This is a genomic window from Streptomyces thermoviolaceus (assembly GCF_045209695.1).
GTDB lineage: Bacteria > Actinomycetota > Actinomycetes > Streptomycetales > Streptomycetaceae > Streptomyces > Streptomyces thermoviolaceus.
Genome location: NZ_CP109280.1, coordinates 1,592,131 through 1,617,656 on the forward strand (window position 1 = coordinate 1,592,131; position 25,526 = coordinate 1,617,656).

The 25,526-nt window shown below is 73.0% G+C and carries 22 protein-coding genes and 5 tRNA genes; 7 read left to right on the forward strand and 20 right to left on the reverse strand.

Going from position 1 to position 25,526, the window contains the following annotated elements; all coding sequences use genetic code 11:
- Positions 1-46: 46 nt before the first annotated feature.
- Together recG and OG899_RS06895 are read right to left on the reverse strand one after the other, a co-directional pair.
- Complete coding sequence (gene recG / locus OG899_RS06890) at positions 47-2,314, reverse strand: ATP-dependent DNA helicase RecG (RefSeq protein ID WP_406310935.1); 2,268 nt, start codon at positions 2,312-2,314, stop codon at positions 47-49.
- A gap of 182 nt (positions 2,315-2,496) precedes the next feature.
- Positions 2,497-4,278, reverse strand: a complete 1,782-nt coding sequence (locus tag OG899_RS06895; RefSeq protein ID WP_168131265.1) for a DAK2 domain-containing protein — start codon at positions 4,276-4,278, stop codon at positions 2,497-2,499.
- Positions 4,279-4,553: 275 nt separating this feature from the next.
- Between OG899_RS06895 and rpmB the strand changes: the two genes are divergently transcribed.
- Positions 4,554-4,739, forward strand: coding sequence for a 50S ribosomal protein L28 (gene rpmB / locus OG899_RS06900; protein ID WP_125496160.1), 186 nt, complete (start codon positions 4,554-4,556; stop codon positions 4,737-4,739).
- A gap of 282 nt (positions 4,740-5,021) precedes the next feature.
- Here rpmB and thiD read toward each other — a convergent pair whose 3' ends face one another.
- On the reverse strand, positions 5,022-5,831 hold the full coding sequence (gene thiD, locus OG899_RS06905; RefSeq protein WP_185867768.1) for a bifunctional hydroxymethylpyrimidine kinase/phosphomethylpyrimidine kinase: 810 nt from the start codon (positions 5,829-5,831) through the stop codon (positions 5,022-5,024).
- Positions 5,828-6,793, reverse strand: a complete 966-nt coding sequence (locus OG899_RS06910; RefSeq protein WP_125496162.1) for a thiamine-phosphate kinase — start codon at positions 6,791-6,793, stop codon at positions 5,828-5,830. The genes thiD and OG899_RS06910 overlap by 4 nt, the downstream gene beginning before the upstream one ends.
- Before the next feature lie 238 nt (positions 6,794-7,031).
- Here OG899_RS06910 and OG899_RS06915 point away from each other — a divergent pair, with 238 nt between their 5' ends.
- Positions 7,032-7,265 (forward strand): Lrp/AsnC family transcriptional regulator, encoded by a 234-nt coding sequence (locus OG899_RS06915; RefSeq protein WP_125496163.1) that lies wholly within the window; start codon positions 7,032-7,034, stop codon positions 7,263-7,265.
- A 21-nt stretch (positions 7,266-7,286) separates the two neighbouring features.
- A complete protein-coding gene (locus tag OG899_RS06920; protein ID WP_125496164.1) occupies positions 7,287-7,784 on the forward strand; it encodes a DUF3515 domain-containing protein in 498 nt (165 codons plus the stop codon).
- 39 nt (positions 7,785-7,823) lie between these two features.
- Here OG899_RS06920 and OG899_RS06925 read toward each other — a convergent pair whose 3' ends face one another.
- From OG899_RS06925 to OG899_RS06935, 3 genes are all read right to left on the reverse strand, one after another.
- On the reverse strand, positions 7,824-8,981 hold the full coding sequence (locus OG899_RS06925; RefSeq protein WP_125496165.1) for a D-alanine--D-alanine ligase family protein: 1,158 nt from the start codon (positions 8,979-8,981) through the stop codon (positions 7,824-7,826).
- A 145-nt stretch (positions 8,982-9,126) separates the two neighbouring features.
- The gene (locus tag OG899_RS06930) at positions 9,127-10,137 is read right to left on the reverse strand and encodes an NAD(P)H-dependent glycerol-3-phosphate dehydrogenase (protein ID WP_189428198.1); all 1,011 of its coding nucleotides are present in this window, start codon (positions 10,135-10,137) and stop codon (positions 9,127-9,129) included.
- Positions 10,134-10,964, reverse strand: a complete 831-nt coding sequence (locus OG899_RS06935) for a 1-acyl-sn-glycerol-3-phosphate acyltransferase (protein ID WP_125496167.1) — start codon at positions 10,962-10,964, stop codon at positions 10,134-10,136. Before OG899_RS06935 ends, OG899_RS06930 begins: the two co-directional genes overlap by 4 nt.
- Positions 10,965-11,151: 187 nt before the next feature.
- On the opposite strand from OG899_RS06935, the gene cofC reads away from it, so the two are divergent.
- Positions 11,152-11,784 carry a 2-phospho-L-lactate guanylyltransferase gene (gene cofC, locus OG899_RS06940; RefSeq protein ID WP_125496168.1) on the forward strand — a complete coding sequence of 211 codons (633 nt, stop codon included), beginning with the start codon at positions 11,152-11,154 and terminating at the stop codon, positions 11,782-11,784.
- Positions 11,785-12,172: 388 nt separating this feature from the next.
- Positions 12,173-12,376: a hypothetical protein gene (locus tag OG899_RS06945; RefSeq protein ID WP_125496169.1), complete on the forward strand. Its 204-nt coding sequence runs from the start codon at positions 12,173-12,175 to the stop codon at positions 12,374-12,376.
- Positions 12,377-12,515: 139 nt separating this feature from the next.
- On the opposite strand, the gene OG899_RS06950 is transcribed toward OG899_RS06945, so the two are convergent.
- The 4 genes from OG899_RS06950 to leuC all read right to left on the reverse strand — a co-directional run bounded on the left by OG899_RS06950 (position 12,516) and on the right by leuC (position 15,807).
- Positions 12,516-13,142, reverse strand: a complete 627-nt coding sequence (locus OG899_RS06950; protein WP_168131263.1) for an HU family DNA-binding protein — start codon at positions 13,140-13,142, stop codon at positions 12,516-12,518.
- Positions 13,143-13,276: 134 nt separating this feature from the next.
- On the reverse strand, positions 13,277-13,507 hold the full coding sequence (locus OG899_RS06955; protein ID WP_125496171.1) for a hypothetical protein: 231 nt from the start codon (positions 13,505-13,507) through the stop codon (positions 13,277-13,279).
- 272 nt (positions 13,508-13,779) lie between these two features.
- Positions 13,780-14,373, reverse strand: a complete 594-nt coding sequence (gene leuD / locus OG899_RS06960; RefSeq protein ID WP_125496172.1) for a 3-isopropylmalate dehydratase small subunit — start codon at positions 14,371-14,373, stop codon at positions 13,780-13,782.
- A 6-nt stretch (positions 14,374-14,379) separates the two neighbouring features.
- Positions 14,380-15,807 carry a 3-isopropylmalate dehydratase large subunit gene (leuC, locus tag OG899_RS06965; protein WP_125496173.1) on the reverse strand — a complete coding sequence of 476 codons (1,428 nt, stop codon included), beginning with the start codon at positions 15,805-15,807 and terminating at the stop codon, positions 14,380-14,382.
- A gap of 197 nt (positions 15,808-16,004) precedes the next feature.
- On the opposite strand from leuC, the gene ndgR reads away from it, so the two are divergent.
- A complete protein-coding gene (gene ndgR, locus OG899_RS06970) occupies positions 16,005-16,721 on the forward strand; it encodes an IclR family transcriptional regulator NdgR (protein WP_028425251.1) in 717 nt (238 codons plus the stop codon).
- Between the two features lie 245 nt (positions 16,722-16,966).
- On the opposite strand, the gene OG899_RS06975 is transcribed toward ndgR, so the two are convergent.
- The 9 genes from OG899_RS06975 to OG899_RS07015 all read right to left on the reverse strand — a co-directional run bounded on the left by OG899_RS06975 (position 16,967) and on the right by OG899_RS07015 (position 21,270).
- Positions 16,967-17,039, reverse strand: a tRNA-Glu gene (locus OG899_RS06975).
- A 25-nt stretch (positions 17,040-17,064) separates the two neighbouring features.
- Positions 17,065-17,136, reverse strand: a tRNA-Gln gene (locus OG899_RS06980).
- Between the two features lie 36 nt (positions 17,137-17,172).
- Positions 17,173-17,245 (reverse strand) — tRNA-Glu (locus OG899_RS06985).
- 27 nt (positions 17,246-17,272) lie between these two features.
- Positions 17,273-17,345 (reverse strand) — tRNA-Glu (locus OG899_RS06990).
- A 39-nt stretch (positions 17,346-17,384) separates the two neighbouring features.
- A tRNA-Gln gene (locus OG899_RS06995) sits at positions 17,385-17,456 on the reverse strand.
- Positions 17,457-17,548: 92 nt separating this feature from the next.
- Entirely contained in the window at positions 17,549-18,295 is a 747-nt protein-coding gene (locus OG899_RS07000) for an HAD family hydrolase (RefSeq protein WP_189428199.1), read from the reverse strand.
- A gap of 197 nt (positions 18,296-18,492) precedes the next feature.
- Entirely contained in the window at positions 18,493-19,977 is a 1,485-nt protein-coding gene (gltX, locus tag OG899_RS07005; protein WP_125496175.1) for a glutamate--tRNA ligase, read from the reverse strand.
- Positions 19,961-20,746: a fumarylacetoacetate hydrolase family protein gene (locus OG899_RS07010; RefSeq protein WP_125496176.1), complete on the reverse strand. Its 786-nt coding sequence runs from the start codon at positions 20,744-20,746 to the stop codon at positions 19,961-19,963. The genes gltX and OG899_RS07010 overlap by 17 nt, the downstream gene beginning before the upstream one ends.
- Positions 20,747-21,081: 335 nt before the next feature.
- Positions 21,082-21,270: a hypothetical protein gene (locus tag OG899_RS07015; RefSeq protein ID WP_125496177.1), complete on the reverse strand. Its 189-nt coding sequence runs from the start codon at positions 21,268-21,270 to the stop codon at positions 21,082-21,084.
- Positions 21,271-21,877: 607 nt separating this feature from the next.
- Here OG899_RS07015 and OG899_RS07020 point away from each other — a divergent pair.
- On the forward strand, positions 21,878-25,525 hold the full coding sequence (locus OG899_RS07020; RefSeq protein WP_125496178.1) for a nitrate- and nitrite sensing domain-containing protein: 3,648 nt from the start codon (positions 21,878-21,880) through the stop codon (positions 25,523-25,525).
- Position 25,526 lies beyond the last annotated feature (1 nt).

The window sequence follows — 25,526 nt, forward strand, 5'->3', positions numbered from 1 at the left end:
TCGAATCCTTGTCGCTCGGCGCACTGGGGTGAGTGATCCCAGTCTGTCAGCCCTTCTCCAGGTACTGCTCCCGCTCCTCGTCCAGCAGGGCCCGCAGGGCCGTGCGCAGGGCCGGCAGCCGCTCCAGCTCCGGGTCGGCGGCCACGACCGCCGCGGCCTCCTGGCGTGCCTCGGCGATGATCTCCTCGTCGTCGATGACGGCGAGGACGCGCAGGGAGGACCGGGCGCCGGACTGGGCCTGGCCGAGGACGTCGCCCTCGCGCCGCTGCTCCAGGTCGATGCGGGAGAGTTCGAAGCCGTCCGTGGTGGCGGCGACCGCGTCGAGCCGCTGCCGGGCGGCGCTCGCCCCGGGCATCTCGGTGACCAGCAGGCACAGTCCGGGTGCCGAGCCGCGGCCGACGCGGCCGCGCAGCTGGTGCAGCTGGGAGACGCCGAAGCGGTCGGCGTCCATGATCACCATCACGGTGGCGTTGGGGACGTTGACGCCGACCTCGATGACGGTGGTGGCGACCAGGACGTCCGTCTCGCCCGCCGCGAAGCGGCGCATGACCGCGTCCTTGTCGTCGGGCGGCATCCGGCCGTGCAGCGCCTCCACCCGCAGGCCCGCGAGCGGCCCGCGGGCCAGCCGGTCGGCCACGTCGAGCACGGCGAGCGGCGGACGGCGGTCGGCCGTCTCGGCGTCCGCGGCCTTCCCGGCGCCCTTGGCCGCGTCGTCCTCCTCGTCCCCGATGCGGGGGCACACCACGTACGCCTGGTGCCCCTGCGCGACCTCCTCGCGCACTCTCTCCCAGGCGCGGGTGAGGAAGTGCGGCTTGTCGGCGGCCGGGACGACATGGGTGGCGATGGGCGAGCGGCCGGCCGGGAGCTGGTCCAGGACGGAGACCTCCAGGTCGCCGAAGACCGTCATCGCGACCGTGCGCGGGATGGGCGTGGCGGTCATGACCAGCAGGTGCGGTGGCTGCCGGCCCTTGCTGCGCAGGGCGTCGCGCTGTTCGACGCCGAAACGGTGCTGCTCGTCCACGACCACCAGCCCCAGGTCGTGGAACTGCACCTTGTCCTCGATCAGCGCATGGGTGCCGATGACGATGCCCGCCTCGCCGGTGGCCAGGTCGAGCAGGGCCTGACGGCGGGCGGCGGCGCTCATGGAGCCGGTGAACAGCACCACCTTGGTGGCGTGCTCGGTCCCGCCCGGCCGGGCCTCGCCGGCCGACTGCCCGTCGCCGTCCGCGGACGGCTCGCGCCACAGTCCCCAACTGGCCAGCTCGCCCATCATCTCGGTGATGGAGCGGTGGTGCTGCTGGGCCAGCACCTCGGTGGGCGCGAGCAGCGCGGCCTGCCCGCCGGCGTCGACGACGGCGAGCATGGCGCGCAGGGCGACGAGGGTCTTGCCGGAGCCGACCTCGCCCTGCAGCAGCCGGTGCATGGGGTGTTCGGCGGCCAGGTCCGCGAAGATCTCCCGGCAGACCTTCTGCTGGCCCTCGGTCAGGGTGAACGGCAGCCGGGCGTCGAAGGCCTTGAGCAGGCCGTCGGGTCGGGGCCTGCGGGCCACGGCGGGCAGCTGGGCGTCGGCGTGCCGGCGGCGGGCGAGGGCCACCTGGAGGACGAAGGCCTCGTCCCACTTCAGCCGGGCGCGGGCCTCGGCGACGTCCGCCTTGGTGCGCGGGCGGTGGATCCTGGTCAGGGCCTCGGGCAGCGGGAGCAGGCCGCGGCCCGCGCGCAGCGTCTCGGGCAGCGGGTCGACGGCCTCCTGGGCGCTGGGCAGCACGGTCTGCACCGCCTTGGCGATCTTCCAGGACTCCAGTCTCGCCGTGGCGGGGTAGATGGGGATGAGCGCGCCCGCCCAGGACTCGGCGGACCGCACGGCGCCGTCGCCGTCGTCGCGCAGCAACTCGTACGCCGGGTGCGCCAGTTGCAGCCGGCGGTTGAAGACGGAGACCTTGCCGGCGAACATCGCGCGGGTGCCGGGCAGGAGTTCCTTGTGGGGCTTGTGCACGCCGTTGCCGAAGAAGACCAGCTGGAGCCGGCCGCTGCCGTCGGTGATCGTCACCTCCAGGCGCTGTCCCTTGCCGCGGGGCGCCCGGGAGGAGGCGAAGGTGTGCAGACGGGCGTCGGCGACCTGGGCGACCACGGTGACGTGCTCGTCCAGGGGCAGGTCGGCGAGGCGGGTGAGGCGGCCGCGCTCCTCGTATCTGCGCGGGTAGTGGTGGAGGAGGTCGCCGACGGTGTGCAGGCCGAGATGCTCGGCCATCACCTTGGCGGTGGCGGGGCCGAGCACCTTCTTCAGTGGTTCGTCCAGTGCGGGCACGCAGTCCATTGCACACCACGCCACTGACAGTCCGGTGCCGGCGCCCGGCCCGGTGACGGCTGCCGCTGGCGCTGACGGCGACGGCTGACAGCGCCTGCGGACAGCGCCCGGCGCGCTCGGAGAAGACGGAGGTCCAGGAGAGCCCCGCCGGTCCCGGAGGAACCCGCCGGGCTCCGGGGTCACCCCACGGGTCACTCCACGCCGACGAGCAGCAACGCGCCCTGCCTGCCTCCGTGGTAGACCACCGTGTCCACGGCCAGGTAGGACTCGCGGACGTGGCGCTCCAGCCGGCCGGCGAGGTCCTCCGGGGCGTCGTCGCCGAGGACCAGGGTGACCAGTTCGCCGCCGGCGGCCAGCATGCGGTCCAGGACGGTCACGGCGGTGTCGCCGACGTCGGAGCCGATCAGGGCGACGTCGCCCTCGATGAGGCCGAGGACGTCCCCGGCCTGGCAGATGCCGGCGCTCGTCCACGCGCGGCGCTCGGCGACGGTCACCTCGGCGTGGCGGGTGGCGCCGGCCGCGGAGGTCATCGCGACCACGTCCTCGTCGAAGCGGCGCCCCGGCTCGTGCACGGCGAGGGCGGCCAGGCCCTGGACCGGCGAGCGGGTCGGGATGAGGGCGACCCGGACCCCCTCCGCGCGGGCCTGCTCGGCGGCCGCGGCGGCGGGGTCGTACAGCTCGGCGTCGCCCGGCAGCAGCACCACCTCGTGGGCGTGGGCGCGCCGCAGGGCCTGCAGGAGTTCCCCGCTGGCCGGGAGCTCGCCGGGCCGGGCGAGCACCGTGGTCGCCCCGGCCTCGGCGCACAGCCGGGCCAGGCCCTCGCCGGGCACGACCGCGACCACGGCGCGCTGGGCGCGCTCGGGCAGCGGCCGGCCGGCGGGCACGATGTGCGCGTCGTCCGCGCCGAAGTGGGTGATCCGGATGCGGTGGGGACGGCCGGCCTCGACGCCCGCCTCCACGGCGGCGCCGGCGTCGTCGACGTGCACATGCACGTTCCACAGCCCGTCGCCGCCGACCACGACCAGGCACTCCCCCAGCGCGTCGAGCCGCTGCCGCAGCCGGGCGACGGCGTCGTCGTCGGCCTCCAGCAGATAGGTCACCTCGAAGGCCGGGCCGCCCTGCGGAGCGCCGGGCTCCGCGCAGGGCTCGGCGGCCTCCCCGGGCCGCGGGGTGTCGGACCGCGGGGTGTCCTCCCCCGCGGCCCCTACCCGGGCGTGCGGCACGACCGGCCGTCCTGCCGGGCCCGGCCCCGCCGCACCCGCCGGTACCGTCGCGGCCTGCCGGCGGGCCGGGAGCGGAGCCGGCATCTCGCCCGTGAACGTCTCCACCAGGGCCGCGAGCACCGCGACCAGGCCCCGGCCGCCGGCGTCGACGACCCCGGCGCGGCGCAGGGCGGCCAGCTGGCCGGGGGTCTCGGCGAGGGCCGCGCGGGCGCCCTCGTAGGCGGCGCGGGCGACCGTGCCGCAGTCGCCGTCGGCGCCGGTGGCGGCCTCGGCGGCGGCCGCGGCGACGGACAGCACCGTGCCCTCGACGGGGTGGGCGACGGCCTGCCGGGCCGAGTCGGCGGCGTGCCGCAGGGCGCGCCGCAGGCCGTGCCCGTCGGCGCGGGCACCGTCGCCGTCGCCGGCCAGCACCTGGGCCATGCCGCGCAGCAGCTGGGCGAGGATGGTTCCGGAGTTGCCGCGGGCGCCGATGAGCGCGCCGTGCGCCATCGCGTGCGCCGCCTCGGCCAGCGAGGGGCCCGGCGCACCGGCCGCGCCGCTCCGGCCGGCCTCGTGGGCGGCGAAGACGGCCTCCACGGCGGCGACCGCGGACTCCACGGTCAGGTACAGGTTGGTGCCGGTGTCCCCGTCGGCCACGGGGTAGACGTTGATCGCGTCGATCTCCTCGCGCGCCCGCCCGAGCGCCCGCAGCGCCAGAGAGCACCAGGTGCGCACCGCCGGCGCGTCGAACGTCTGCGGCACCTGCGCCACCTGCGCCTCCCTGAGCTGCTGAGCTGCCGAGCTGGACGCAGGGTATCGGCCGGGCGGCCGCCCTCCGGAACAGGCCCGGTGAGGTTGATGCGGCGGTCATGGTAGTTTCACTAGGCGGGAGCGGCCGATGTATGCTGCTCCGGTTGCCCGATCCTGATCGGGCTTATCCCCTGGCAACGCCACCTGGATGTCAGACCGCTCCGTGGGAGCCCGAGGTCTGGTTCCCGGCATGCCGGGATCAACCGTAAGTGCATCTGAAGTCTTTGGAGTGACCCGTGGCTGCCACCTGCGACGTCTGCGGCAAGGGGCCGGGCTTCGGCAACAACATCTCGCACTCGCACCGCCGTACGTCCCGCCGCTGGAACCCCAACATCCAGCGTGTGCGTGCGGTGGTCGGCGGGACGCCGAAGCGCGTGAACGCCTGCACCTCGTGCATCAAGGCCGGCAAGGTCTCGCGCTGACGCACAGCTACGGCTGAGCGCGCGGCCACTGTCCCTTGCCGCATCGAGCCGGCCCACCTCCGGGTGGGTCGGCTTTTTGGCGTGCCGTGAGCGGGCCGCGGGCGGTCCTCGGGCGTGCTCCGTGCTGCCCTGCCGGCGTGCCCTGCGCGGTCCGCGGTGTGCCCCGAGCGGTCCGCGGGGGCCCGCCCGTGCCCGTGAGACGACGGCAGGTTCCGGCCGTCGCTCCCCGAGCCCCCGCCCGCCTGGCTCCTGCGCGCACCTGCCCGGGCCGCCGCCGGACCACTACCCGGCCGTGCGCGGCCCGCGCAGGCGCCAGCCGTGGTCCACGGGGCCGATGCCCCCGCCGAGCGCGAATCCCGCGGCGATGGCCCCGGTGACGTACTCCTTGGCCGCCCTGACCGCCTCCGGAACCGAGTCGCCCAGGGCCAGCCGGGAGGCGATCGCGGAGGCGAGGGTGCAGCCGGTGCCGTGGGTGTGCCGGTTGTCGTGGCGCGGGGCGCGCAGCCAGTGCTCCTCGGTGCCGTCCGTGAGCAGGTCCACGGCGTCGCCGGGCAGATGACCGCCCTTGACCAGCACCCAGGCCGGCCCGAGGGCCAGGACGGCCTCGGCGGCCTCGCGCAGCCCGTCCTCACAGGTGACCCGGACACCGGTCAGCTGGGCCACCTCGTCGAGGTTGGGCGTGGCCACGGTCGCCACCGGCAGCAGCCTGCCGCGGACCGCCGTCACGGCGTCGGCGTGCAGCAGCGCGTCGCCGTGCTTGGAGACGCCCACCGGGTCGACGACCGCGGGGGCGTCGGTGTCGGCGATCAACGCGGCGACCGTCTCCACCAGTTCCGGTGAGGACAGCATCCCGGTCTTGACGGCCTGGACGCCGATGTCGTCCACGACGCTGCGGTACTGGGCGCGCACCGCCTCGGCCGGCAGGTCCCAGACGCCCTGCACGCCCAGCGAGTTCTGCGCGGTGACCGCGGTCAGCACGCTCATGCCGTGCACCCCGAGGGCGAGCATCGTCTTCAGGTCGGCCTGGATGCCGGCGCCGCCGCCGGAGTCGGAACCGGCGACGGTCAGCACACGGGGCGGTGCGGCGCTCACGACTCGATGTCCCCGAAGTGGTCCCAGCCGCCCTTCGCGGTCCACGGCGCGCCGTCGACCGTGACCTGCGGCAGGGCCGAGGGGTTGAGCACTTCGCCGATCACTTTCCAGCGAGCCGGCAGCTTCACGTCCGGCGGGAAGGTGGCCACGATCGCGTGGTCCTCTCCCCCGGTGAGCACCCACTGCAGCGGGTCGACACCGACGGCCTGCCCGATGTCGTTCATCTGTGAGGGGATGTCGATGGCGCCGGAACGGATGTCGATACGGACCTTGCTGGCCTCGGCGATGTGCCCGAGGTCGGCGATCAGTCCGTCGCTGACGTCGCACATCGCGGTCGCACCGAGCCCGGCGGCGGCGGGACCGGCGTGGTACGGCGGCTCGGGACGGCGGTGGGCCTCCACGAAGGCCCGCGGGGAGCGGAAACCACGGGAGAGCACCGCGTACCCGGCCGCGGACCAGCCCAGCCAGCCGGTGACGGCGACGAGATCGCCGGGCTGGGCGCCGGCACGGGTGACCGGCTCGTGATTGCGCAGATCGCCGAGGGCGGTGATGGACACCGTGATCGTGTCGCCGCGGACCACGTCGCCGCCGACCACCGAGGCACCGGCGACCTGGCACTCGTCGCGCAGGCCGTCCATCAGCTCGGTGGGCCAGGTGACCGGGCACTCGGCGGGGACGACCAGGCCGAGCAGCAGCGCGGTCGGCACGGCGCCCATGGCGGCGATGTCGGCGAGGTTCTGCGCGGCCGCCTTGCGGCCCACGTCGTACGCGGTCGACCAGTCGCGGCGGAAGTGCCGCCCCTCGACGAGTATGTCGGTGCTCGCCACGACCCTGCGGTCGGGGGCGGCGACCACGGCGGCGTCGTCGCCGGGGCCGACCCGGACCGCCGGGGTGGTGGTGAGACGGGAGGTCAGCTCCCTGATGAGCCCGAACTCGCCGAGCTCACCAACAGTGCCCTTCATGACCCTTTCGCCCCTTCTGTCCCTGCTGTCGCTGTGCGTCCCTGATCGCGCCCCCGAGCGCGTCCCGGTCGCGCGTTGGCGCGGTCCTCGCTACGGTCGAGAAAGCCGCCACCCTCTGTCCTACCTGCACCCCCGGCACGCGGGCCATGTCCTTCGCGGGTCTGTCCGCGGCACATGGCGACGCGATACCGTGGCGTTCCTTTTCCCCCATGATCCTCGTGGCCGCCCTGGAGGTTCCGTGGTACAGGCGTACATCCTGATCCAGACGGAGGTCGGCAAGGCGTCGGCCGTCGCGGAGACGATCAGCAAACTGCCCGGTGTGATCCAGGCCGAGGACGTGACGGGACCGTACGACGTCATCGTGCGCGCGCAGGCCGACACCGTCGACGAACTGGGCCGCATGGTGGTGGCGAAGGTCCAGCAGGTGGAAGGCCTGACACGCACCTTGACCTGCCCGGTCGTGCATCTGTAGCCCCCGTCTACCCTTGGGCCGGTGAGTTCCTTGCGTCACCGGCGGTACGGCCTGTCCGCCCTCGCCGTGCCGGTCACCGCCCTGCTGGCCACCGTCGCGGGCTGTTCCGCGAACGACGACAGCCCCGCCGCCGCGGTGCCCAGCCCCGACGCGGCGGTGACGAAGCTGTGCCGGGATCTGGACAGGGCGCTGCCGCAGAAAGTGGACGGGCTGAGCCGCACGGACCCCCGGCCCGCGTCCGCGCTGACCGCGGGCTGGGGAAGCCCGGCGATCATACTGCGCTGCGGTGTCCCGCGGCCCGCCGCGATGGACGACCCGGAGGCGGACGGCGCCGAGATCGACGGCGTCGGCTGGCTGCTGCAGAAACAGGGCGACGGATCGTTTCGCTTCACCACCACGCTGCGCCGGGCCTATGTGGAGGTGACCATCCCCGCCGACCGCACGGACCGCGGCGTGGCCCCGCTGGTCGACCTGGCCCCGGCCGTCAAGAAGACGATCCCCGAGGGGATCGCCGACTGACGCCGGGGGCACCACCGCCTGCGCACCGCCCTCGGGTGCTCAGCGCAGCCCGGTCGGGCGGCGCAGGGCCGCCTGCACCAGACGGTCCACCAGCTCCGGGTAGGAGACCCCGCTGGCCTGCCACATCTGCGGGTACATCGAGATGGGCGTGAAGCCGGGCATGGTGTTGATCTCGTTGATCACGAACTCGCCGTCCTCGGTGAGGAAGAAGTCCGCGCGCACCAGGCCCTCGCAGGAGGCCGCCTCGAACGCCTGGACCGCGAGCCGCTGCACCTCGGCGGTCTGCTCCTCGGTCAGCGGGGCGGGCACGATGCCGGGCGTGGAGTCGATGTACTTGGCCTCGAAGTCGTAGTAGGCGTGCGCCTCGGGCGGCGGGATCTCGGCCGGCACGGAGGCGCGCGGGCCCTCCTCGAACTCCAGCACGCCGCACTCGATCTCCCGGCCCCGCACCGCGGCCTCGACCAGCACCTTCGGGTCGTGCCGCCGGGCCTCCTCGAGGGCGTCGTCCAGGCCGGCGAGGTCGTCGACCTTGGTGATGCCGATGGACGAACCGGCGCGGGCCGGCTTGACGAACAGCGGCCAGCCGTGGACGCCGGCGAAGTCGACGATCTTCTTGCGGACGGCCGCGGCGTCCTGCTCCCACTCGCGCGGCCGGATCACCGTGTACGGGCCCACCGTGAGCCCGAAGGAGGTGAAGATCCGCTTCATGTACTCCTTGTCCTGGCCCACGGCCGAGGCGAGCACCCCCGACCCCACGTACGGCACCCCGGCCAGCTCCAGCAGGCCCTGCAGGGTGCCGTCCTCGCCGAAGGGACCGTGGAGCACCGGGAAGACGACGTCGACCTCGCCGAGCGCCTTGGGTACCGCCCCCGGCTCGCTGTAGACGATCTCGCGGTTGCCCGGGTCGGCCGGCAGCACCAGGGCACCCTCGGGCGACTCGGCGACGTCCTCGACCTCGGGGGTGCGGCGCTCGGTGATGGCCATGCGCTCCGGCGCGTCCGCGGCGAGCACCCAACGGCCTTCCCGCGTGATGCCGATCGGCAGGACGTCGTACTTGGTCCGGTCGATCGCCTTGAGGACGGCGCCGGCGGTGACCGTGGAGATGCCGTGTTCGGAGCTGCGCCCGCCGAACACGACGGCCACGCGCGGCTTGCGCGGCGGCTGCTCAGGGCTCGAAGGAAGGTTCTCGGTGCTCATATCGCGACGAGCGTACCCGGTGGTCTTCACCACGTCAGCGCCCGCTCGGCGGCCGTCGCGCAACGTCGCACAGACGGCGCTGAGCGTTGCGCCGGGCGTGGGGGCGGGCGATGCCCGGCCCCACGCCCGGCCACGGACCGGGCGCTCAGTGGCGTTCGGGTTTGGCGCTGCGCGCCATCAGCTCCTTCACCGCCGCCATCGGGGACTTGCCCTCGTGCACGATGGCGACGACGGTCTGCGTGATGGGCATGTCGACGTCGTGCCGGCGGGCCAGATCCAGCACCGACAGGCAGGACTTGACGCCCTCCGCGGTCTGCCGGGTGACCGCGATCGTCTCCTGCAGGGTCATGCCCTTGCCGAGGTTGGTGCCGAAGGTGTGGTTGCGCGACAGCGGCGAGGAGCAGGTGGCGACCAGGTCGCCGAGACCGGCCAGGCCGGAGAAGGTGAGCGGGTCGGCGCCCAGGACCATGCCGAGCCGGGTGGTCTCCGCCAGGCCGCGCGTGATGAGCGAGCCCTTGGCGTTGTCGCCGAGCCCCATGCCGTCCGCGATGCCCACGGCCAGGCTGATCACGTTCTTCACCGCGCCGCCCAGTTCGCAGCCGATCACGTCAGTGTTGGTGTAGGGGCGGAAGTACGGCGTGTGGCAGGCGGTCTGCAGCCGCCGGGCCACGGCCTCGTCGGAGCAGGCCACCACGGCCGCGGCCGGCATCCGGGCGGCGACCTCCCGGGCCAGGTTGGGGCCGGTGACCACGGCGATGCGCTCGGCGGGCACCTTGGCGACGTCCTCGACGACCTCGCTCATCCGCATCGCCGTGCCGACCTCGACCCCCTTCATCAGGGAGACGAGCACGGTGCCGGGGGCGAGCAGCGGCCGCCAGTCGGCGAGGTTGGCGCGCAGGGTCTGGGAGGGGACGGCGAGAACGGTGAAGTCGGCGTCGCGGGCCGCCTCGGCGGGGTCGGCGGTGGCCCGCACGTTCGCCGGGAGTTCGACACCGGGCAGATAGTCCGGGTTGGTCCGGGTGGAGTTGACCGCCTCGGCCAGCTCCGGGCGCCGCGCCCACAGGGTGACCTCGCAGCCGGCGTCGGCGAGAACCATGCCGAAGGCGGTGCCCCACGAACCGGTGCCGAACACGGCCGCCTTGACCGGCTGGCTCATGTGCCCTGCCCCTCCTCCCGGACGACCTCGGGCGCACCCGGCCCGGTCCGGCCGGAGGCGACGGCCCCCCGGCCCCGGGTGCGGGCCCGCGTCTGCTCCTCGGTCCTGCGGCGCTGCTCGATCCGCTCCTTGCGCGGGTCGTACGGCACGGCGGGGGCCTTCTCGCCGCGGATCTCCTCCAGCAGGCGCGTGATGGACGCCATGATGACCTCGGTGGCCTCCTTCAGCAGCTCCGGGGTCACCTCCTTGTCGTAGAAGCGCGAGAGGTCCACGGGCGGGCCGGCCAGCACATGGTGGGTCTTGCGCGGCAGCAGGTTGGGCTTCTTCGCGTACGGCGGCAACAGCTCGTTGGCGCCCCACTGCGCGATCGGGATCACCGGGCACTTGGTCTGCAGGGCGACCCGGGCGGCGCCGGTCTTGCCGGTCATCGGCCAGCCGTCGGGGTCTCGGGTGAGGGTGCCCTCGGGGTAGAAGGCGACGCACTCGCCGCGCTGCACGGCGTCGATGGCCGCACGGAAGGCGCTGAGCGCGTCGGCGCTCTCCCGGTAGACGGGGATCTGCCCGGTACCGCGCATCACGGCACCGACGAGACCTTTCTTGAAAAGCCCGCTTTTCGCCAGGAAACGCGGGACACGACCGGTGTTGTACTGGAAGTGCGCGTAGGCGAAGGGGTCGATGTGGGAATTGTGATTCACCACGGTGATGAATCCGCCGTCGGCCGGAATGTGCTCCATTCCTCGCCAGTCCCGCTTGATCAGAACCAGCAGCGGCGGTTTGCAGATCACCGCTGCGAAGCGGTACCAGAAGCCGATTCTGCGGCGGGGCACGCGGACACCTTCCTCTAGGGCTTTCCCCCGGGGCCGGGGCCGCACAAGTGTCGCCCCGGGCCGCCGGTCTGTCGAGAACACCGTACGCCCGCCCCGGGCCGCTGCCGCGCTCCCCGTGCCGCCCCGCCGCCCGGGCCCACCCGGCGGCACGGGGACAATGTCCGCGAGGAGAGAGAGGCGAACGCCTGTGCACTGGACCCTGGTCATCCCCCTGAAACCCCTGGCTCTGGCCAAGAGCAGGCTGTCACAGGCCGCCGACGACGCCGTGCGGCCGGCCCTGGCGCTCGCGTTCGCGCAGGACACCGTGGCGGCGGCGCTGGCCTGCGCGCAGGTGCGGGATGTGGCGGTCGTCACGGACGATGTGCTGGCCGGCCGGGAGCTGTCCGCGCTCGGCGCGCGCATCGTGCCGGACGCTCCGGCGGCCGGTCTGAACGCCGCGCTCACGCACGGCGCGCGGACGGTGCGCTCGGCGCGGCCCGGAAGTGCGGTGGCCGCCCTGAATGCGGATCTGCCGGCGCTGCGGCCGCGTGAATTGGCCCGGGTCCTGACGGATGCCGCCGCATTTCCGCGCGCATTTCTCGCCGATGCGGCAGGCGTCGGAACGACCCTTCTCTCCGCCGCTCCCGGGCACGCTCTGCTCCCCGCTTTCGGCCCGGACTCCCGTGCCCGGCACCGGGCCTCGGGTGCGGTGGAACTCGATCTCGACGCGGTGGATTCCGTACGGCAGGACGTGGACACCGGCGACGACCTGCGCGCCGCCCTCGCGCTCGGCGTGGGCCCCCATACGGCGCGTCAGGCGGCCCGGCTGCTCCGGCAGTGACCGCGAGCCGACGGCGGCGCGGGCGGGGGGAAGATCCGGGCCCGGGCGGGGACCCGGACGCGTGAACGTGCCGGGGACGACGCGAACCCACGGGCGACCGGCGGCCGGGGCCATCAGCGCCGGGCGCAGGGCCGCGGTGGGGCGCAGGCGGCAGGCGCAGGAGTCAGCGGAAGGGAGCCCGGGCAGGGGCCGGGCGGAATGACGGCGCGGCGACCGGACGGCGTGACCCATCGGGATCGGCCCGCCTCCTCGCGCAGGGCGGCACACGGCCCGTCACCAGGGCGGACGGCGCGGCGGCGCCCGGTGCGGTCCGCGGACGGCCGCGCGATGTCCGGGGCGTGGCGAGCACGGTCACCCGGCCGTGCTCGGCGGGAGTTACGCTGCCGTCATGCAGGCGACCGCGTACACGTACGACCCCGAGAGCCGCAGCGGGCAGGTGCTGCTGGACGACGGCACCCCGGTGCCGTTCGACACGGCGGCGTTCGACGCCGGCGGGCTGCGGCTGCTGCGGCCGGGGCAGCGGGTGCGGATCGAGACCGAGCAAGAGGGCGACGGGCTGCGGATCACCCTGGTGACGCTGCAGACCTTCTGAGGCCCTGGACACCGCAAGCCCGCCCGGACACGCCGCGGGCCGGGCTCCCTCGGGAGTCCGGCCCGGCGCGTGAGAGTTCCGGACACCAGGGGCGGCGGGCGCCCGTGCCGTGCGGAGCCGTGCGTGCCTCGATGATCCCCTACTTGCTGCGGGCGGTCGTCTTCTTCGCGGCGGTCTTGCGGGCGGTCGACTTCTTGGCGGGGGCCTTCTTGGCGGTCGCCTTCTTCGCCGGCGCCTTCTTCGCCGTGGTCTTCTTGGCCGTGGTCTTCTTCGCGGCCGTCTTCTTGGCGGCCGCGGTGGTCTTGGCGGCCGTCTTCTTGGCGGCGGTCTTCTTCGCCGCCGTGGTCTTCTTCGCGGTGGCCTTCTTCGCCGCCGCCGTGGTCTTCTTCGCCGCGGCCTTCTTGCCGGCGGCCTTGGCGATGGTGGCGGTCGGCCCCGACAGGCTGCCCTTGGGCGCCTTCTTCACCGCGATGTCGTTCTTCGGGAGCTTCTTGGTGCCGCTCACCAGGTCCTTGAAGCCCTGGCCGGCCCGGAAGCGGGGGACGGAGGTCTTCTTGACCCGGACCCGCTCACCCGTCTGCGGGTTGCGGGCGTAGCGCGCCGGACGGTCCACCTTCTCGAAGGACCCGAAGCCGGTGACCGAGACCCGGTCTCCCGCGACGACCGCGCGGACGATGGCGTCCAGTACCGCGTCGACGGCATCGGCGGCCTGCTGCCGGCCGCCCATCTTGTCGGCAATCGCTTCTACGAGCTGCGCCTTGTTCACGTCTTCCCCTTCGGAGACCTTGCCAGAACGAAAGTGTTCAAGCTTTTCGCACGTTAGGCAGATATATACCGCAAATCAAACACGAAACGGGCTAATCACCCTTGTGCCGCAGCAGACTCGGCGCCGTCGGCGGCTCAGCGTTCCTCGCCGGGGATTCGTCCTGCGTCGAGGTCTGCCGTGAACCGCTCCAGACGCCTTGCAGCACCGGCGAGATCGTGTTTGGCCGCGGCCGTGATGACCAGCAGGTTCCGGGTCAGCGCCATCCGTACGCCCTCCGGGACTTGCAGTGCGCGCACTCGAGCGTGCGCTTGTTTGAGCTGGGCTGCGACCGCCGTATAGAGCTGAAGTTGGCCGTCGTCATCCATGCACAGATTGTGCCATCTGGGGTGAGTTGTCGCCTGCCCAGGGGGCAACTGACGGCGTGGACGGCCGTACGGGCGACGGCCGAGGCGAAGGTCCCGCACCTCATGTACCCCGGCAAACACGGCTCTAACGTGGGAAGTTGACCCCGTCCGCGAGGCCGGCCCGGGTCGTCCGTGCCCGGAAACGACTGTGCCCCCGATCACGAAGACCGGGGGCACAGCGGTGATGTGCGGTGGCCGAAACCCGACGGTGCGGGTTGCGGCCGGGCGACGGATCAGACCGTCAGGGTGCGCGGTTTGAAGGAGGGACGCTTCGCCTCGTAGGCGGCGATGGCGTCCTCGTTCTGCAGGGTGATGGAGATGTCGTCCAGGCCGTTCAGCAGCCGCCAGCGGGAGTTCTCGTCCAGTTCGAAGGCGGCGGTGATGCCCTCGGCGCGCACCTCGCGCCGCTCGAGGTCGACGGTGATCTCGGCGGTCGGGTCCTGCTCGGTGAGCTCCCACAGCCGGTCCACGACGGCCTGCTCCAGGACCACCGTCAGCAGGCCGTTCTTCAGCGAGTTGCCGCGGAAGATGTCGGCGAAGCGGGAGGAGATCACGGCCTTGAAGCCGTAGTTCTGCAGCGCCCAGACGGCGTGCTCGCGGGAGGAGCCGGTGCCGAAGTCGGGGCCGGCGACGAGGACCGTGGCACCCTGTCGCTCGGGGCGGTTGAGCACGAACTCCGGGTCCTTGCGCCAGGCCTCGAACAGCCCGTCCTCGAATCCGTCGCGGGTGATCTTCTTGAGCCAGTGGGCGGGGATGATCTGGTCGGTGTCGACGTTGCTGCGGCGCAGCGGGACGGCCCGGCCGGTGTGGGTGGTGAAGGCTTCCATGATCGTTCAGACTCCAGCGGGCGTGGTGGCGGCGTCGGACAGGTCGGCCGGCGAGGCGAGTCGACCCAGGACGGCGGTGGCGGCCGCGACCTGCGGCGACACCAGGTGGGTGCGGCCGCCCTTGCCCTGACGGCCCTCGAAGTTGCGGTTGGAGGTGGAGGCGGAGCGCTCGCCCGGGGCCAGCTGGTCGGGGTTCATGCCCAGGCACATCGAGCAGCCCGCGTGCCGCCACTCGGCGCCGGCCTCCTTGAAGACCGTGTCCAGGCCCTCGGAGACGGCCTGCAGACCCACCCGCGCGGAGCCGGGGACGACCAGCATCCGTACGCCGTCGGCGATTTTGCGGCCGCGCAGCACCTCGGCGGCGGCGCGCAGGTCCTCGATGCGGCCGTTGGTGCACGACCCTACGAAGACGGTGTCCACGGTGATGGAGCGCAGCGGCTGACCGGGCTGCAACCCCATGTACTCCAGGGCCTTTTCGGCGGCCAGGCGCTCCGAAGGGTCTTCGTACGAAGCCGGGTCGGGGACGGACGCCGAAAGCGGGGCGCCCTGGCCGGGGTTGGTGCCCCAGGTGACGAACGGCGCCAGCTCGGAGGCATCGATGACGACCTCGGCGTCGAACTCGGCGTCGTCGTCGGTGCGCAGCGTCTTCCAGTACTCCACCGCCGCGTCCCAGTCGGCACCCTGCGGGGCGTGCGGACGGCCCTTGAGGTACGCGAACGTCGTCTCGTCCGGGGCGATCATGCCCGCGCGGGCGCCGGCCTCGATCGACATGTTGCAGATGGTCATGCGGGCCTCCATCGAGAGCTTCTCGATGGCGGAGCCGCGGTACTCCAGGATGTAGCCCTGGCCGCCGCCCGTGCCGATCTTCGCGATGATCGCCAGGATCAGGTCCTTGGCGGTCACGCCCTCGGGCAGCTCGCCGTCGACGGTGATCGCCATGGTCTTCGGGCGGGCCATCGGCAGCGTCTGTGTGGCCAGCACGTGCTCGACCTGCGAGGTGCCGATGCCGAACGCCAGCGCGCCGAACGCGCCGTGCGTGGAGGTGTGGGAGTCGCCGCAGACCACGGTCGTGCCGGGCTGGGTCAGGCCCAGCTGGGGGCCGACGACGTGGACGACGCCCTGCTCGACGTCGCCGAGCGGGTGCAGCCGCACCCCGAACTCGGCGCAGTTCTTGCGCAGCGTCTCCAGCTGGGCCCTCGAGACCGGGTCGGCGATCGGCTTGTCGATGTCGAGGGTCGGGGTGTTGTGGTCCTCGGTGGCGATGGTCAGGTCCAGTCGGCGCACCCGCCGGCCGCTCTTGCGGAGGCCCTCGAAGGCCTGCGGGCTGGTCACCTCGTGCAGCAGGTGCAGATCGATGTAGAGGAGGTCGGGCTCGCCCTCGGCGCGCCGGACGACGTGGTCGTCCCAGACCTTCTCCGCGAGTGTCCTACCCATCGCTTTCCCTCCGGCCGGCGCGGATCCGCCGGCCCAACTAGAGATCGTGAGGAGGCGTTGCCCGCGCCCTGCGTCTTCGGGCATCCGCCACCAGGCCCGGGGATGAGCGGGCCGCTGTGCCTTCGTGGCATCCAGAGTGGCGCGTTCCACCGAAAATTGAACTTGCGTTTCACAGAGTGAGACGCAAGTATCGTTGCATGGACAACAGCAGCGGCGTCGGCGTTCTGGACAAGGCGGCCCTCGTCCTGAGCGCTCTGGAGTCCGGTCCGGCCACCCTCGCGGGTCTGGTCGCGGCCACCGGACTGGCACGTCCCACGGCCCACCGCCTGGCCGTGGCTCTGGAACACCACCGCATGGTGGCGCGCGACATGCAGGGCCGGTTCATCCTCGGCCCGCGCCTGGCGGAGCTGGCCGCCGCGGCGGGCGAGGACCGTCTCCTCGCCACGGCCGGCCCGGTGCTCACGCATCTGCGGGACGTCACGGGCGAGAGCGCGCAGCTCTACCGCCGCCAGGGCGACATGCGGATCTGTGTCGCGGCGGCCGAGCGCCTGTCCGGTCTGCGGGACACGGTCCCGGTCGGCTCGACGCTGACCATGAAGGCGGGCTCCTCGGCGCAGGTGCTGATGGCCTGGGAGGAGCCGGAGCGGCTGCACCGCGGTCTGCAGGGCGCCCGGTTCACGGCGACGGCCCTGTCGGGTGTGCGGCGCCGCGGGTGGGCCCAGTCGATCGGCGAGCGGGAGCCGGGCGTGGCCTCGGTCTCCGCGCCGGTGCGGGGTCCGTCGAACCGCGTGGTGGCCGCGGTCTCGGTCTCCGGGCCGATCGAGCGCCTGACCCGCCACCCGGGCCGGATGCACGCCCAGGCGGTCATCGACGCGGCCGCACGCCTGTCGGAGGCCCTGCGCCGCTCCGGCTGATCCCGGGCCGCCTCCCCGACGCCCTCTCCCCCGGCACCGGCCGGGACCGCCTCAACGCCGCGGCGGCCCCACCGGAGCCCCGGGGGAACGGCCGCCCGCCCGCCGTACCGGCGATCCGGCGCGCCGCCCGGTCCGTGCCGTGCACGAGCACCTGCGCCGAGCGGCACCGGAAGGCCCCGAAGACACCGGAAGGCTCCGAAGACACGGGAAGGGCCCTTCCTCAGCGGAAGGGCCCTTCTCCTCTGTACCCCCGACCGGATTCGAACCGGCGCTACTGCCTTGAGAGGGCAGCGTGCTAGGCCGCTACACAACGGGGGCGCGATCTTGCGTTTCCGCAGATCAGCTGGTCTACCTGGACTCGAACCAAGACTAACGGAACCAGAATCCGTCGTGCTGCCAATTACACCATAGACCAAGGTGGTTCAGACCATTGAAGGTCGTGACCGGTGTGTACCCCCGACCGGATTCGAACCGGCGCTACCGCCTTGAGAGGGCGGCGTGCTAGGCCGCTACACAACGGGGGCCTCGACCCCGGATCGCTCCGGGATCCGTACCCCCGACCGGATTCGAACCGGCGCTACTGCCTTGAGAGGGCAGCGTGCTAGGCCGCTACACAACGGGGGCTTTGCGGATGAGATCCGCGATGCAGATGAACTCTGCGAGCTGGCCTACCTGGACTCGAACCAAGACTAACGGAACCAGAATCCGTCGTGCTGCCAATTACACCATAGGCCACTGGAACGCAAGCCCCGTGCGGGGATCTTGTTCTCGTTCTGCACCCCGGGGCTCCGGCCTTTCGGCCCGCTCCCCGCGGCGCAGGAAGAACATTACCTGAAGGTGGACCTGGCTCCAAAACGGGTATCGACACCGAGCAGCGCCGGGAGTTCGGCGAGCGAGGAGATCCGGTGCACGCCCGGGCCGGGCGGGCCGCCGGGGGCACCGTCCGGGGAGCCGCCCGTGCGGTCGATCCAGACCGGCAGCAACCCGGCCGCCGCGGCGCCCCGGGCGTCGATCTCCGGGTGATCGCCGACATGGGCGACCTGGTGCGGAGACAGCCCCAGGGCCCCGCAGGCCGCGTGGAACGCCCGCGCCGCGGGCTTGGACACGCCCAGCTCGGCCGCGCACAGCACGGCCTCGAAACGGTCGCGCAGGCCCAGCACCCGCAGCTTGTGCTCCTGCACGTGCGCTCCGGAGTTGGACAGCACGGCGTGCCGGTAGTCGACGGCGAGGCGGTCCAGGGCGGGCAGCACGTCCGGGAAGAGCGACCAGGCGGCCTCGTAGTGCCGCAGGTAGCGCGCGAACCACTCCTCGGCCTCGGCGTCGGTCAGCTCCGGCCGGCCGAGGAACACCCGGACCCGGTCGCGCCGCTGCTCCTCGAAGGAGACCTCCCCCGCGGAGAACCGCGCCCACTGCTCGTCCGTGATCCGCCGCCAGCGGGCGAGGGCCTCCTCCACGCTGCCGTAGCGGTCGAGCAGCCGTTCCGCGAGCAGGTGCGCCCGCATCCCGGTGCGGTCGGCGGTGGTGTAGTCGAACAGCGTGTCGTCGACGTCCCAGAGCACGGCGCGGACGGTCATGACACCGACGGTACCGCCGGGGCGGCCGCTGTGCGGCCGCGACGGACATCCCGCCTGCCGCGCCCCGGTCCGGCCGGGACGGCGGCGCGCGATCCACGCCCGGCCCGGGGGCGGGCGCCGCCCGGCCCGGGGGCGCCCATGCGACAGGGGCGGCCCCCCCGGGGTCCGGGGTGCCGCCCCTGTCGTGCCGGGTGCGATCAGGCGGTGAGCTTCGCCAGGGCCGCGTCGATCCGGGCCAGCGACTTCTCCTTGCCGAGGACCTGGAGGGACTCGAACAGGGGCAGGCCCACCGTGCGGCCGGTGACAGCCACCCGGACCGGGGCCTGGGCCTTGCCGAGCTTGAGGCCGTGGGCCTCGCCGGCGGCCAGGACGGCCTCCTTCAGCGCCTCGGGGGACGTCCAGTCGGCCGCCTCGAGCTTCTCCCGGGCGGTGCGCAGCAGGGCGTCGGAGCCCTCCTTCATCGCCTTGTTCCAGCTGGCCTCGTCGAAGACCGGCTCCGGCAGGAACAGGAAGTCGACGTTGTCGGTGATCTCCGAGAGCACCTTCACACGGGTCTGCGCGTGCGGCGCGATGGCCTGCCACTTGGCCTCGTCGAAGTCCTCCGGCGCCCACGGGGCGAACGGGGCCTTGAGCCAGGGACGGCAGCGCTCGGTGAAGTCCTTCACGGCGAGCAGGCGGATGTGGTCGGCGTTGATCGCCTCCGCCTTCTTCAGGTCGAAGCGGGCCGGGTTGGGGTTGACGTCCTTGACGTCGAAGGCCGCGACCATCTCGTCGAGCGTGAAGATGTCCTGGTCGGGGGCGAGCGACCAGCCGAGCAGGGAGAGGTAGTTGAGCAGGCCCTCGGGCAGGAAGCCGCGCTCGCGGTAGAGGTTCAGCGAGGACTGCGGGTCGCGCTTGGAGAGCTTCTTGTTCCCCTCGCCCATGACGTAGGGCAGGTGGCCGAACTCGGGGACGCGCCGCGCGATGCCCAGCTCCGTCAGCGCCCTGTACAGCGCGATCTGGCGCGGGGTGGAGGACAGCAGGTCCTCGCCGCGCAGCACGTGGGTGATGTCCATCAGCGCGTCGTCGACGGGGTTGACGAGCGTGTAGAGCGGAGCGCCGTTGGCGCGGACGATGCCGTAGTCCGGGACGTTCTCCGGGGTGAAGGTCAGCTCGCCGCGGACCAGGTCGGTGAAGGTGATCGCCTCGTCGGGCATGCGGAAGCGGACGATCGGCGCGCGCCCCTCCGCCCGGTACCGCTCGATCTGCTCGGCGGTCAGCTCGCGGCAGTGGCCGTCGTAGCCCGAGGGCTTGCCGGCGGCGCGGGCGGCCTCGCGGCGGGTCTCCAGCTCCTCCTGGGAGCAGTAGCAGTGGTAGGCGTAGCCGGCGTCGAGCAGCTTCTGCGCGACGTCGGCGTAGATCTCCCGGCGCTGCGACTGCCGGTACGGCCCGTGCGGGCCGCCGACCTCGGGGCCCTCGTCCCAGTCGAGGCCCAGCCAGCGCATCGACTCCAGCAGCTGCTGGTAGGACTCCTCGGAGTCGCGGGCCGCGTCGGTGTCCTCGATGCGGAAGACCAGGGTGCCCTGGTGGTGCCGGGCGAACGCCCAGTTGAACAGGGCGGTGCGGACCAGGCCCACATGGGGGTTACCGGTGGGTGAGGGGCAGAAACGGACGCGTACGGGTGCGCTAGCCACGCTTGACAACCTTGTTGGTGAGAGTGCCGATGCCTTCGATGGTGACGGCGACCTCGTCGCCGACGTTGAGGGGGCCGACCCCGGCCGGGGTGCCGGTGAGGATGACGTCGCCGGGCAGCAGCGTCATGGCCTCGGAGATGTTGACGATCAGATCCTCGATGGAGTGGATCATCTCGCTGGTGCGGCCGAGCTGCCGCTGCTCGCCGTTGACGGTGAGCTGGACGGTCAGGTCGGAGGCGTCGGACAGCGAGAGGTCCGTCTCCACCCAGGGGCCCAGCGGGCAGGACGTGTCGAAGCCCTTGGCCCTCGCCCACTGCTTCTCGCGGCGCTGGACGTCGCGAGCGGTGACGTCGTTGGCGCAGGTGTAGCCGAAGATCACGTCCTTGACCCGCTCGCGCGGGACCTCGCGGCACATCCGCCCGATGACCACGGCCAGCTCGGCCTCGTGGTGCAGCTCCTGCGAGAAGGAGGGGAACCGGATGTCGTCGCCGGGGCCGATCACCGAGGTGGACGGCTTGAAGAAGGCGAACGGGGCCTCGGGCACCTCGTTGCCGAGTTCCGCCGCGTGCTCGGCGTAGTTGCGCCCGAAGGCGACGACCTTGTTGGGCAGCACCGGCGGCAGCAGCCGTACCTTGCTCAGCGGCACCTTGGTGCCGGAGAGCTCGAAGTCCGCGAACGGGATGCCTTTGATGATGTCGAGGACGAGCTGGTCCGGCTGGTCGCCCTCGATCGCGCCGAAGGCGACGTTCCCGTCGATGGAGAACCTGGCGATGCGCACGGGATGCTTGGCCCCTTGACTGAACTGGGAGGAGTCTGACGCTCCAGGCTAACGCGGCAGGGGCCGGCCCCGGCGCGCACGACGGCACCGGAGGGCTCGCGTCCGCCGGATCGGGCCCGCCCCGCCGGGGACGGATCCACCGGTCCGCACCACGGGCGGGGACCGGTGGATCCACGGGACCGCGCCACGGACGGGCGGGGCCGGCCGCCGGGGACGGGAAAGGGGCGCCCCCGCGAAGAGGGACGCCCCTGTGTCCGCGTCGGTGAGCGCCGGGGCCGGCGGGCGCGGACGGGCCGCCGCGTGGCATCGGGTGCCTCGGCGGAGGACCGGCCGTCCTACTCCGCAGGCGCGGCCTGCTTCGGGATCTCGGTCAGCACGGTGCGCCGCGGGTTGGCGGTGCGGGTGGGCAGGGTGACGGGGTGCTCCGGCAGCTCCGGCGTCCGCAGTGCGCCGGCGTCCTTCAGGTGCGCGAGCGTGGTGCGCCGGGGGTTGGCTATGGTGCGGAACATCATCGTCGTCTTCACGGTGGTAAGAGACCCTGTCGTCTTGGGGCACCCTGAGGGGCGCGGCCCCCCGCGCGGGCGCGCTGTCGGTTTTGCCATCTCTGTAAAGCGTCAGGCTAAACGCCCAATTCCCGGCAGCCGGACCGGCAAGTCCGCCGACGACATGTGAGTTTGCTCACGAGTCGATCGGCAAAAGGGACAATTCTGCGCCATGTGCGGGCTTTCTCCGACCTCTACGAAACGGACATCGAACCATCGAAGCCCTCATTCCGCTCCCGATCATGGCGACTGGGACACCACCGGCCGCTCGTCGGCTCGTGCCCATATGTCCGGTATCGGAGAGATCGCTTTCCACGACCGGTGAGCCGTCGCTCACGCGGCGTCACGCATGTCACAGGGTGACCCGGATGCCTTGTTGGAGATCCGGCACTGTGCTGGAATGCCACGGACCGCCGCAGGATCGAGCCGGCGCACACGGGGCGCGACGCAGCGCCGAGTGGCGGCGAGAAGGGGGAACCAGCGCCGGTCACCCAAGACCACCGGGGAATGTCCGAGGACCTTCCCCACGACGCCGACACCGTTCGTCCGCCGCCGCGGACGAACGCCTGGTCCAGAGGTTGCGACGCTAGTGCAGGGACGTTTCAAGAGGGATGGCAGTGCTTCGGCGAAGCCGGAGCCCCATGGTGCGACTGGCCCCGACAAAGGCAGCTCCTCGCCCCAGCACGCCCAGAACCCGGGTTCGGCGCCCGCCGGTGACCGCGGCGAGCGCGCCGGCCGCTCCGGCACGTCGGGGGCGGCGTCGGCACCGTCCGCCGCGACCGCCACGCCCACCGTCAAGCCGGCCACCGGGCAGGGCGTGGTCGGGCCCGGTTCCCGGTTGGCTCTGCGCAACTGGCGCATCTCCACCCGTCTGGTGTCGCTGCTCGCGCTGCCCGTGGTCGCGGCCACCACGCTGGGCGCGCTGCGCATCAACGAGAACCTGGACGACATCCAGCAGCTCGACCACATGAAGCTGCTGACGGACATGACCAAGCAGGCCACCGAGCTGGCCGCCGCGCTGCAGGAGGAGCGCGACCAGTCCGCGGGCCCGCTGTCGCACCCGTCCAGCGCGAGCGCCATCACGGTCAAGAGCTACCAGGAGAAGACCGACCGGGCCAAGCAGAACTTCATCGACGCCTCGGAGGAGATCGACGCCGCCAGCAAGGACGGCGGTCTCCAGGGCGTCCGCGACACCCTCGTCGGCCTGGCCGGGGAACTCAACGAGCTGGGCAAGATACGCAAGGCCGCCTACGACGACGAGGGCAACTCGGCCCGCACCATCGAGGCCTACCACCGGCTCATCACCGAGCTGCTCGACCTGTCCCAGGACATGGCCGAGGCGACCAGCAACCCGGAGATGATCCAGCGCACCCGCGCGCTGGCCGCCTTCTCCTCCGCCAAGGAGTACGCCTCCATCCAGCGCGCCGTCATCGCGGCCGCCCTGCCGGCCAACAACACCAGCGCCGGCCATCTCTCCGTCAACGACCGCCTGTACGGCCAGTCGGCGCTGGACGGCGAGACCTCCGAGCTGAACAGCTTCCGCACCATCTACGGCAGCGGCGTCGACGAGCTGCTCAGGCCCATCGAGGAGGGCAACCCGACCATCCAGGCCGCGAACGTCTACGCCAAGCGCGCCCTGGACAGCGACTCCGGTCTGTCCCAGCAGGACAAGCGCTCCTACCGCGACTGGGTGGACGACAGCTCGACCAAGATCGAGCAGATGAAGAAGATCGAGCACACGCTGCTCGAGGAGATGGAGCAGAAGGCGCGCGAGCTGCGCACCGCCACCGAGCGCGACGCCATCATCTCCGGTGCGCTGGTGCTGCTCGTGCTCGGCGTGTCGCTGGTCGGCGCGTTCGTGGTGGCCCGCTCCATGATCCGCTCGCTGCGCCGGCTGCAGGACACCGCCACCAAGGTCGCCCAGGAGCGCCTGCCCGAGCTGGTCAAGCAGCTGTCGGAGGCCGACCCGCAGGACGTCGACACCTCCGTGGAGTCGGTCGGTGTGCACTCCCGGGACGAGATCGGCCAGGTGGCCGCGGCCTTCGACGAGGTGCACCGGGAGGCGGTCCGGCTGGCCGCCGAGCAGGCCATGCTGCGGGGCAACGTGAACGCGATGTTCACCAACCTCTCGCGCCGCTCCCAGGGTCTGATCCAGCGTCAGCTGTCGCTCATCTCCGAACTGGAGTCCCGCGAGGCGGACCCGGACCAGCTGGCCTCGCTGTTCAAGCTGGACCACCTCGCCACCCGTATGCGCCGCAACGGCGAGAACCTGCTCGTTCTGGCCGGTGAGGAGCCGGGCCGCCGCTGGACCCGCCCGGTGCCGCTGGTCGACGTGCTGCGTGCGGCCGCCTCCGAGGTGGAACAGTACGAGCGCATCGAGCTGTCCTCGGTGCCCACCACCGAGGTCGCCGGCCGGGTCGTCAACGACCTGGTGCACCTGCTGGCCGAGCTGCTGGAGAACGCCACCTCGTTCTCCTCGCCGCAGACCAAGGTCAAGGTCACCGGTCACGCCCTGCCCGACGGCCGGGTGCTGATCGAGATCCACGACACGGGCATCGGTCTGTCCCCGGAGGACCTGGCGGCGATCAACGAGCGGCTCGCCTCGCCGCCGACCGTGGACGTCTCCGTCTCCCGCCGCATGGGTCTGTTCGTGGTCGGCCGCCTCTCCCAGCGGCACGGCATCCGCATCCAGCTGCGCCCCTCCGACTCCGGCGGTACGACCGCGCTGGTCATGCTGCCCGTGGACGTCGCCCAGGGCGGCCGGAAGCCCGCGCCCGGCAAGGGCGGCGGTCCCTCGGGCGCTCCGGCGGCCGCCGCTGCCGCCGCGGGTGCGGCCGCCGCGCGGCGCCAGGCCCAGCAGTCGGGCCAGGCCGGGCGGTTCGGCGGCCCCGGTGGGTCCGGGAACTCCGCCGGCTCGCGCGGCCAGGTCGGCGCCGGCCAGGGGCCGCGTGCAGCGCTGCCGGGCACCAGCGGCCGTCCGGGCGGTGGTCCCGGCGGTCCGGGCGCGGCGCGCGGTCCGCAGGGGCCGGGGCAGCCGCAGCAGGGCCGGGCGTTCCCGGCGGACGCCGGCACCGGCAACCGGGCACCGGGCGGTGCGCAGGATCTGCAGACCGCCGCTCCGGGCGGTGCGGCCCACAGCTTCGGCGGCCGGTCCGACGCCGGGCGGCCCGACGGCGCCCGGCAGGACGTCTTCGGCAGCGCCCGAAGCGGTGCCTCCGCGCAGCGGACGGGCGGCGCCGAGCGCAGCCGCGCGCCGCAGCTGCCCTCCCGCGGCGGTCCGCGGGCCGAACTGCCGGGCGGTGCCCCGCAGTCCCGGACGCCGAGCTGGGGCAGCACCGAGGCGGGCGGTCCCGCCGCCCCCGACACGCCGCGCGGCCACGACGAGGCCCCGCAGGCGCAGACCTCCCCCATGCCGCGGATCGACGACCGCCAGGGCCCGGGCGCCACGGCCGAGATGCCGGCGCTCCCCAGCGGCGGCGGGCAGCGCGGCCCGGCGGACACCGCGGCCCCGGCCCGTCCCGGCCCGGGCGCCGGGCAGCACACGGGTACCTTCGTCCGTTCCGACGTCTTCGGTCCGCCCCGGCCGGACGGCGGGCGCGGCCCGGCGCGGCAGCCCGCCGCGGACCCGTTCACGTCCGGGCCGTCGCAGGGCGCCGGTGCGACCGGCCAGTATCCCGCCGTGCGCCGGGACGCCTCCGCGGCCGACGGGCATGCCCTGGCGGGCCGTCAGGACCCGGCGGCCACGGGCGGCTTCCCGCGGCCCCAGCCGGCCGATCCCGCCGGTGCGCGGCGCCAGGAGCCGGAGGCGCTGCCGCCGGCCCCGGGCGGCAGCGACCTGGGCACGCCGCTGTACGACACCCTGGAGACCGACTGGTTCGGCGGTGGCCGGCAGCGGACACAGGAGCCGGAGCAGCGCCCCGCGCCCCAGCGCACCGGCACCACTCCCTGGCGCAGCTCGCCGAACGACGACCTCGTGCGGCAGGCCGAGCGGGTGCGGCAGCCCGCCTCCGGTGGTGTCACCACCTCCGGTCTGCCGCGCCGGGTGCCCCGGGCGAACCTCGTCCCGGGCACGGCTCAGCAGCAACAGCACCAGAGCGGTCCGCAGGTGTCGCGCGCGCCCGACGACGTGCGCGGGCGGCTGACCAATCTCCGCCGGGGCATCGCGCAGGGCCGTCGGGCCGGTTCCGGTCAGACGGGCACCTTCCCGAGCCCCACTCACCAGCAGGAGCGACAGTGAG

Excerpts from the sequence above, each read along its gene's own strand:
- OG899_RS06930 (WP_189428198.1), bottom strand. The coding sequence starts at position 10,137 with ATGAGCCAGCCGGTCAAGGCGGCCGTGTTCGGCACCGGTTCGTGGGGC.
- OG899_RS06925 (WP_125496165.1), bottom strand. The coding sequence starts at position 8,981 with ATGAGCACCGAGAACCTTCCTTCGAGCCCTGAGCAGCCGCCGCGCAAG.
- OG899_RS06910 (WP_125496162.1), bottom strand. The coding sequence starts at position 6,793 with ATGAAGGGCACTGTTGGTGAGCTCGGCGAGTTCGGGCTCATCAGGGAG.
- ndgR (WP_028425251.1), top strand. The coding sequence starts at position 16,005 with ATGGACAACAGCAGCGGCGTCGGCGTTCTGGACAAGGCGGCCCTCGTC.
- leuD (WP_125496172.1), bottom strand. The coding sequence starts at position 14,373 with ATGGAAGCCTTCACCACCCACACCGGCCGGGCCGTCCCGCTGCGCCGC.
- OG899_RS06955 (WP_125496171.1), bottom strand. The coding sequence starts at position 13,507 with ATGGATGACGACGGCCAACTTCAGCTCTATACGGCGGTCGCAGCCCAG.
- OG899_RS06945 (WP_125496169.1), top strand. The coding sequence starts at position 12,173 with ATGCAGGCGACCGCGTACACGTACGACCCCGAGAGCCGCAGCGGGCAG.
- OG899_RS07000 (WP_189428199.1), bottom strand. The coding sequence starts at position 18,295 with ATGACCGTCCGCGCCGTGCTCTGGGACGTCGACGACACGCTGTTCGAC.
- leuC (WP_125496173.1), bottom strand. The coding sequence starts at position 15,807 with ATGGGTAGGACACTCGCGGAGAAGGTCTGGGACGACCACGTCGTCCGG.
- recG (WP_406310935.1), bottom strand. The coding sequence starts at position 2,314 with ATGGACTGCGTGCCCGCACTGGACGAACCACTGAAGAAGGTGCTCGGC.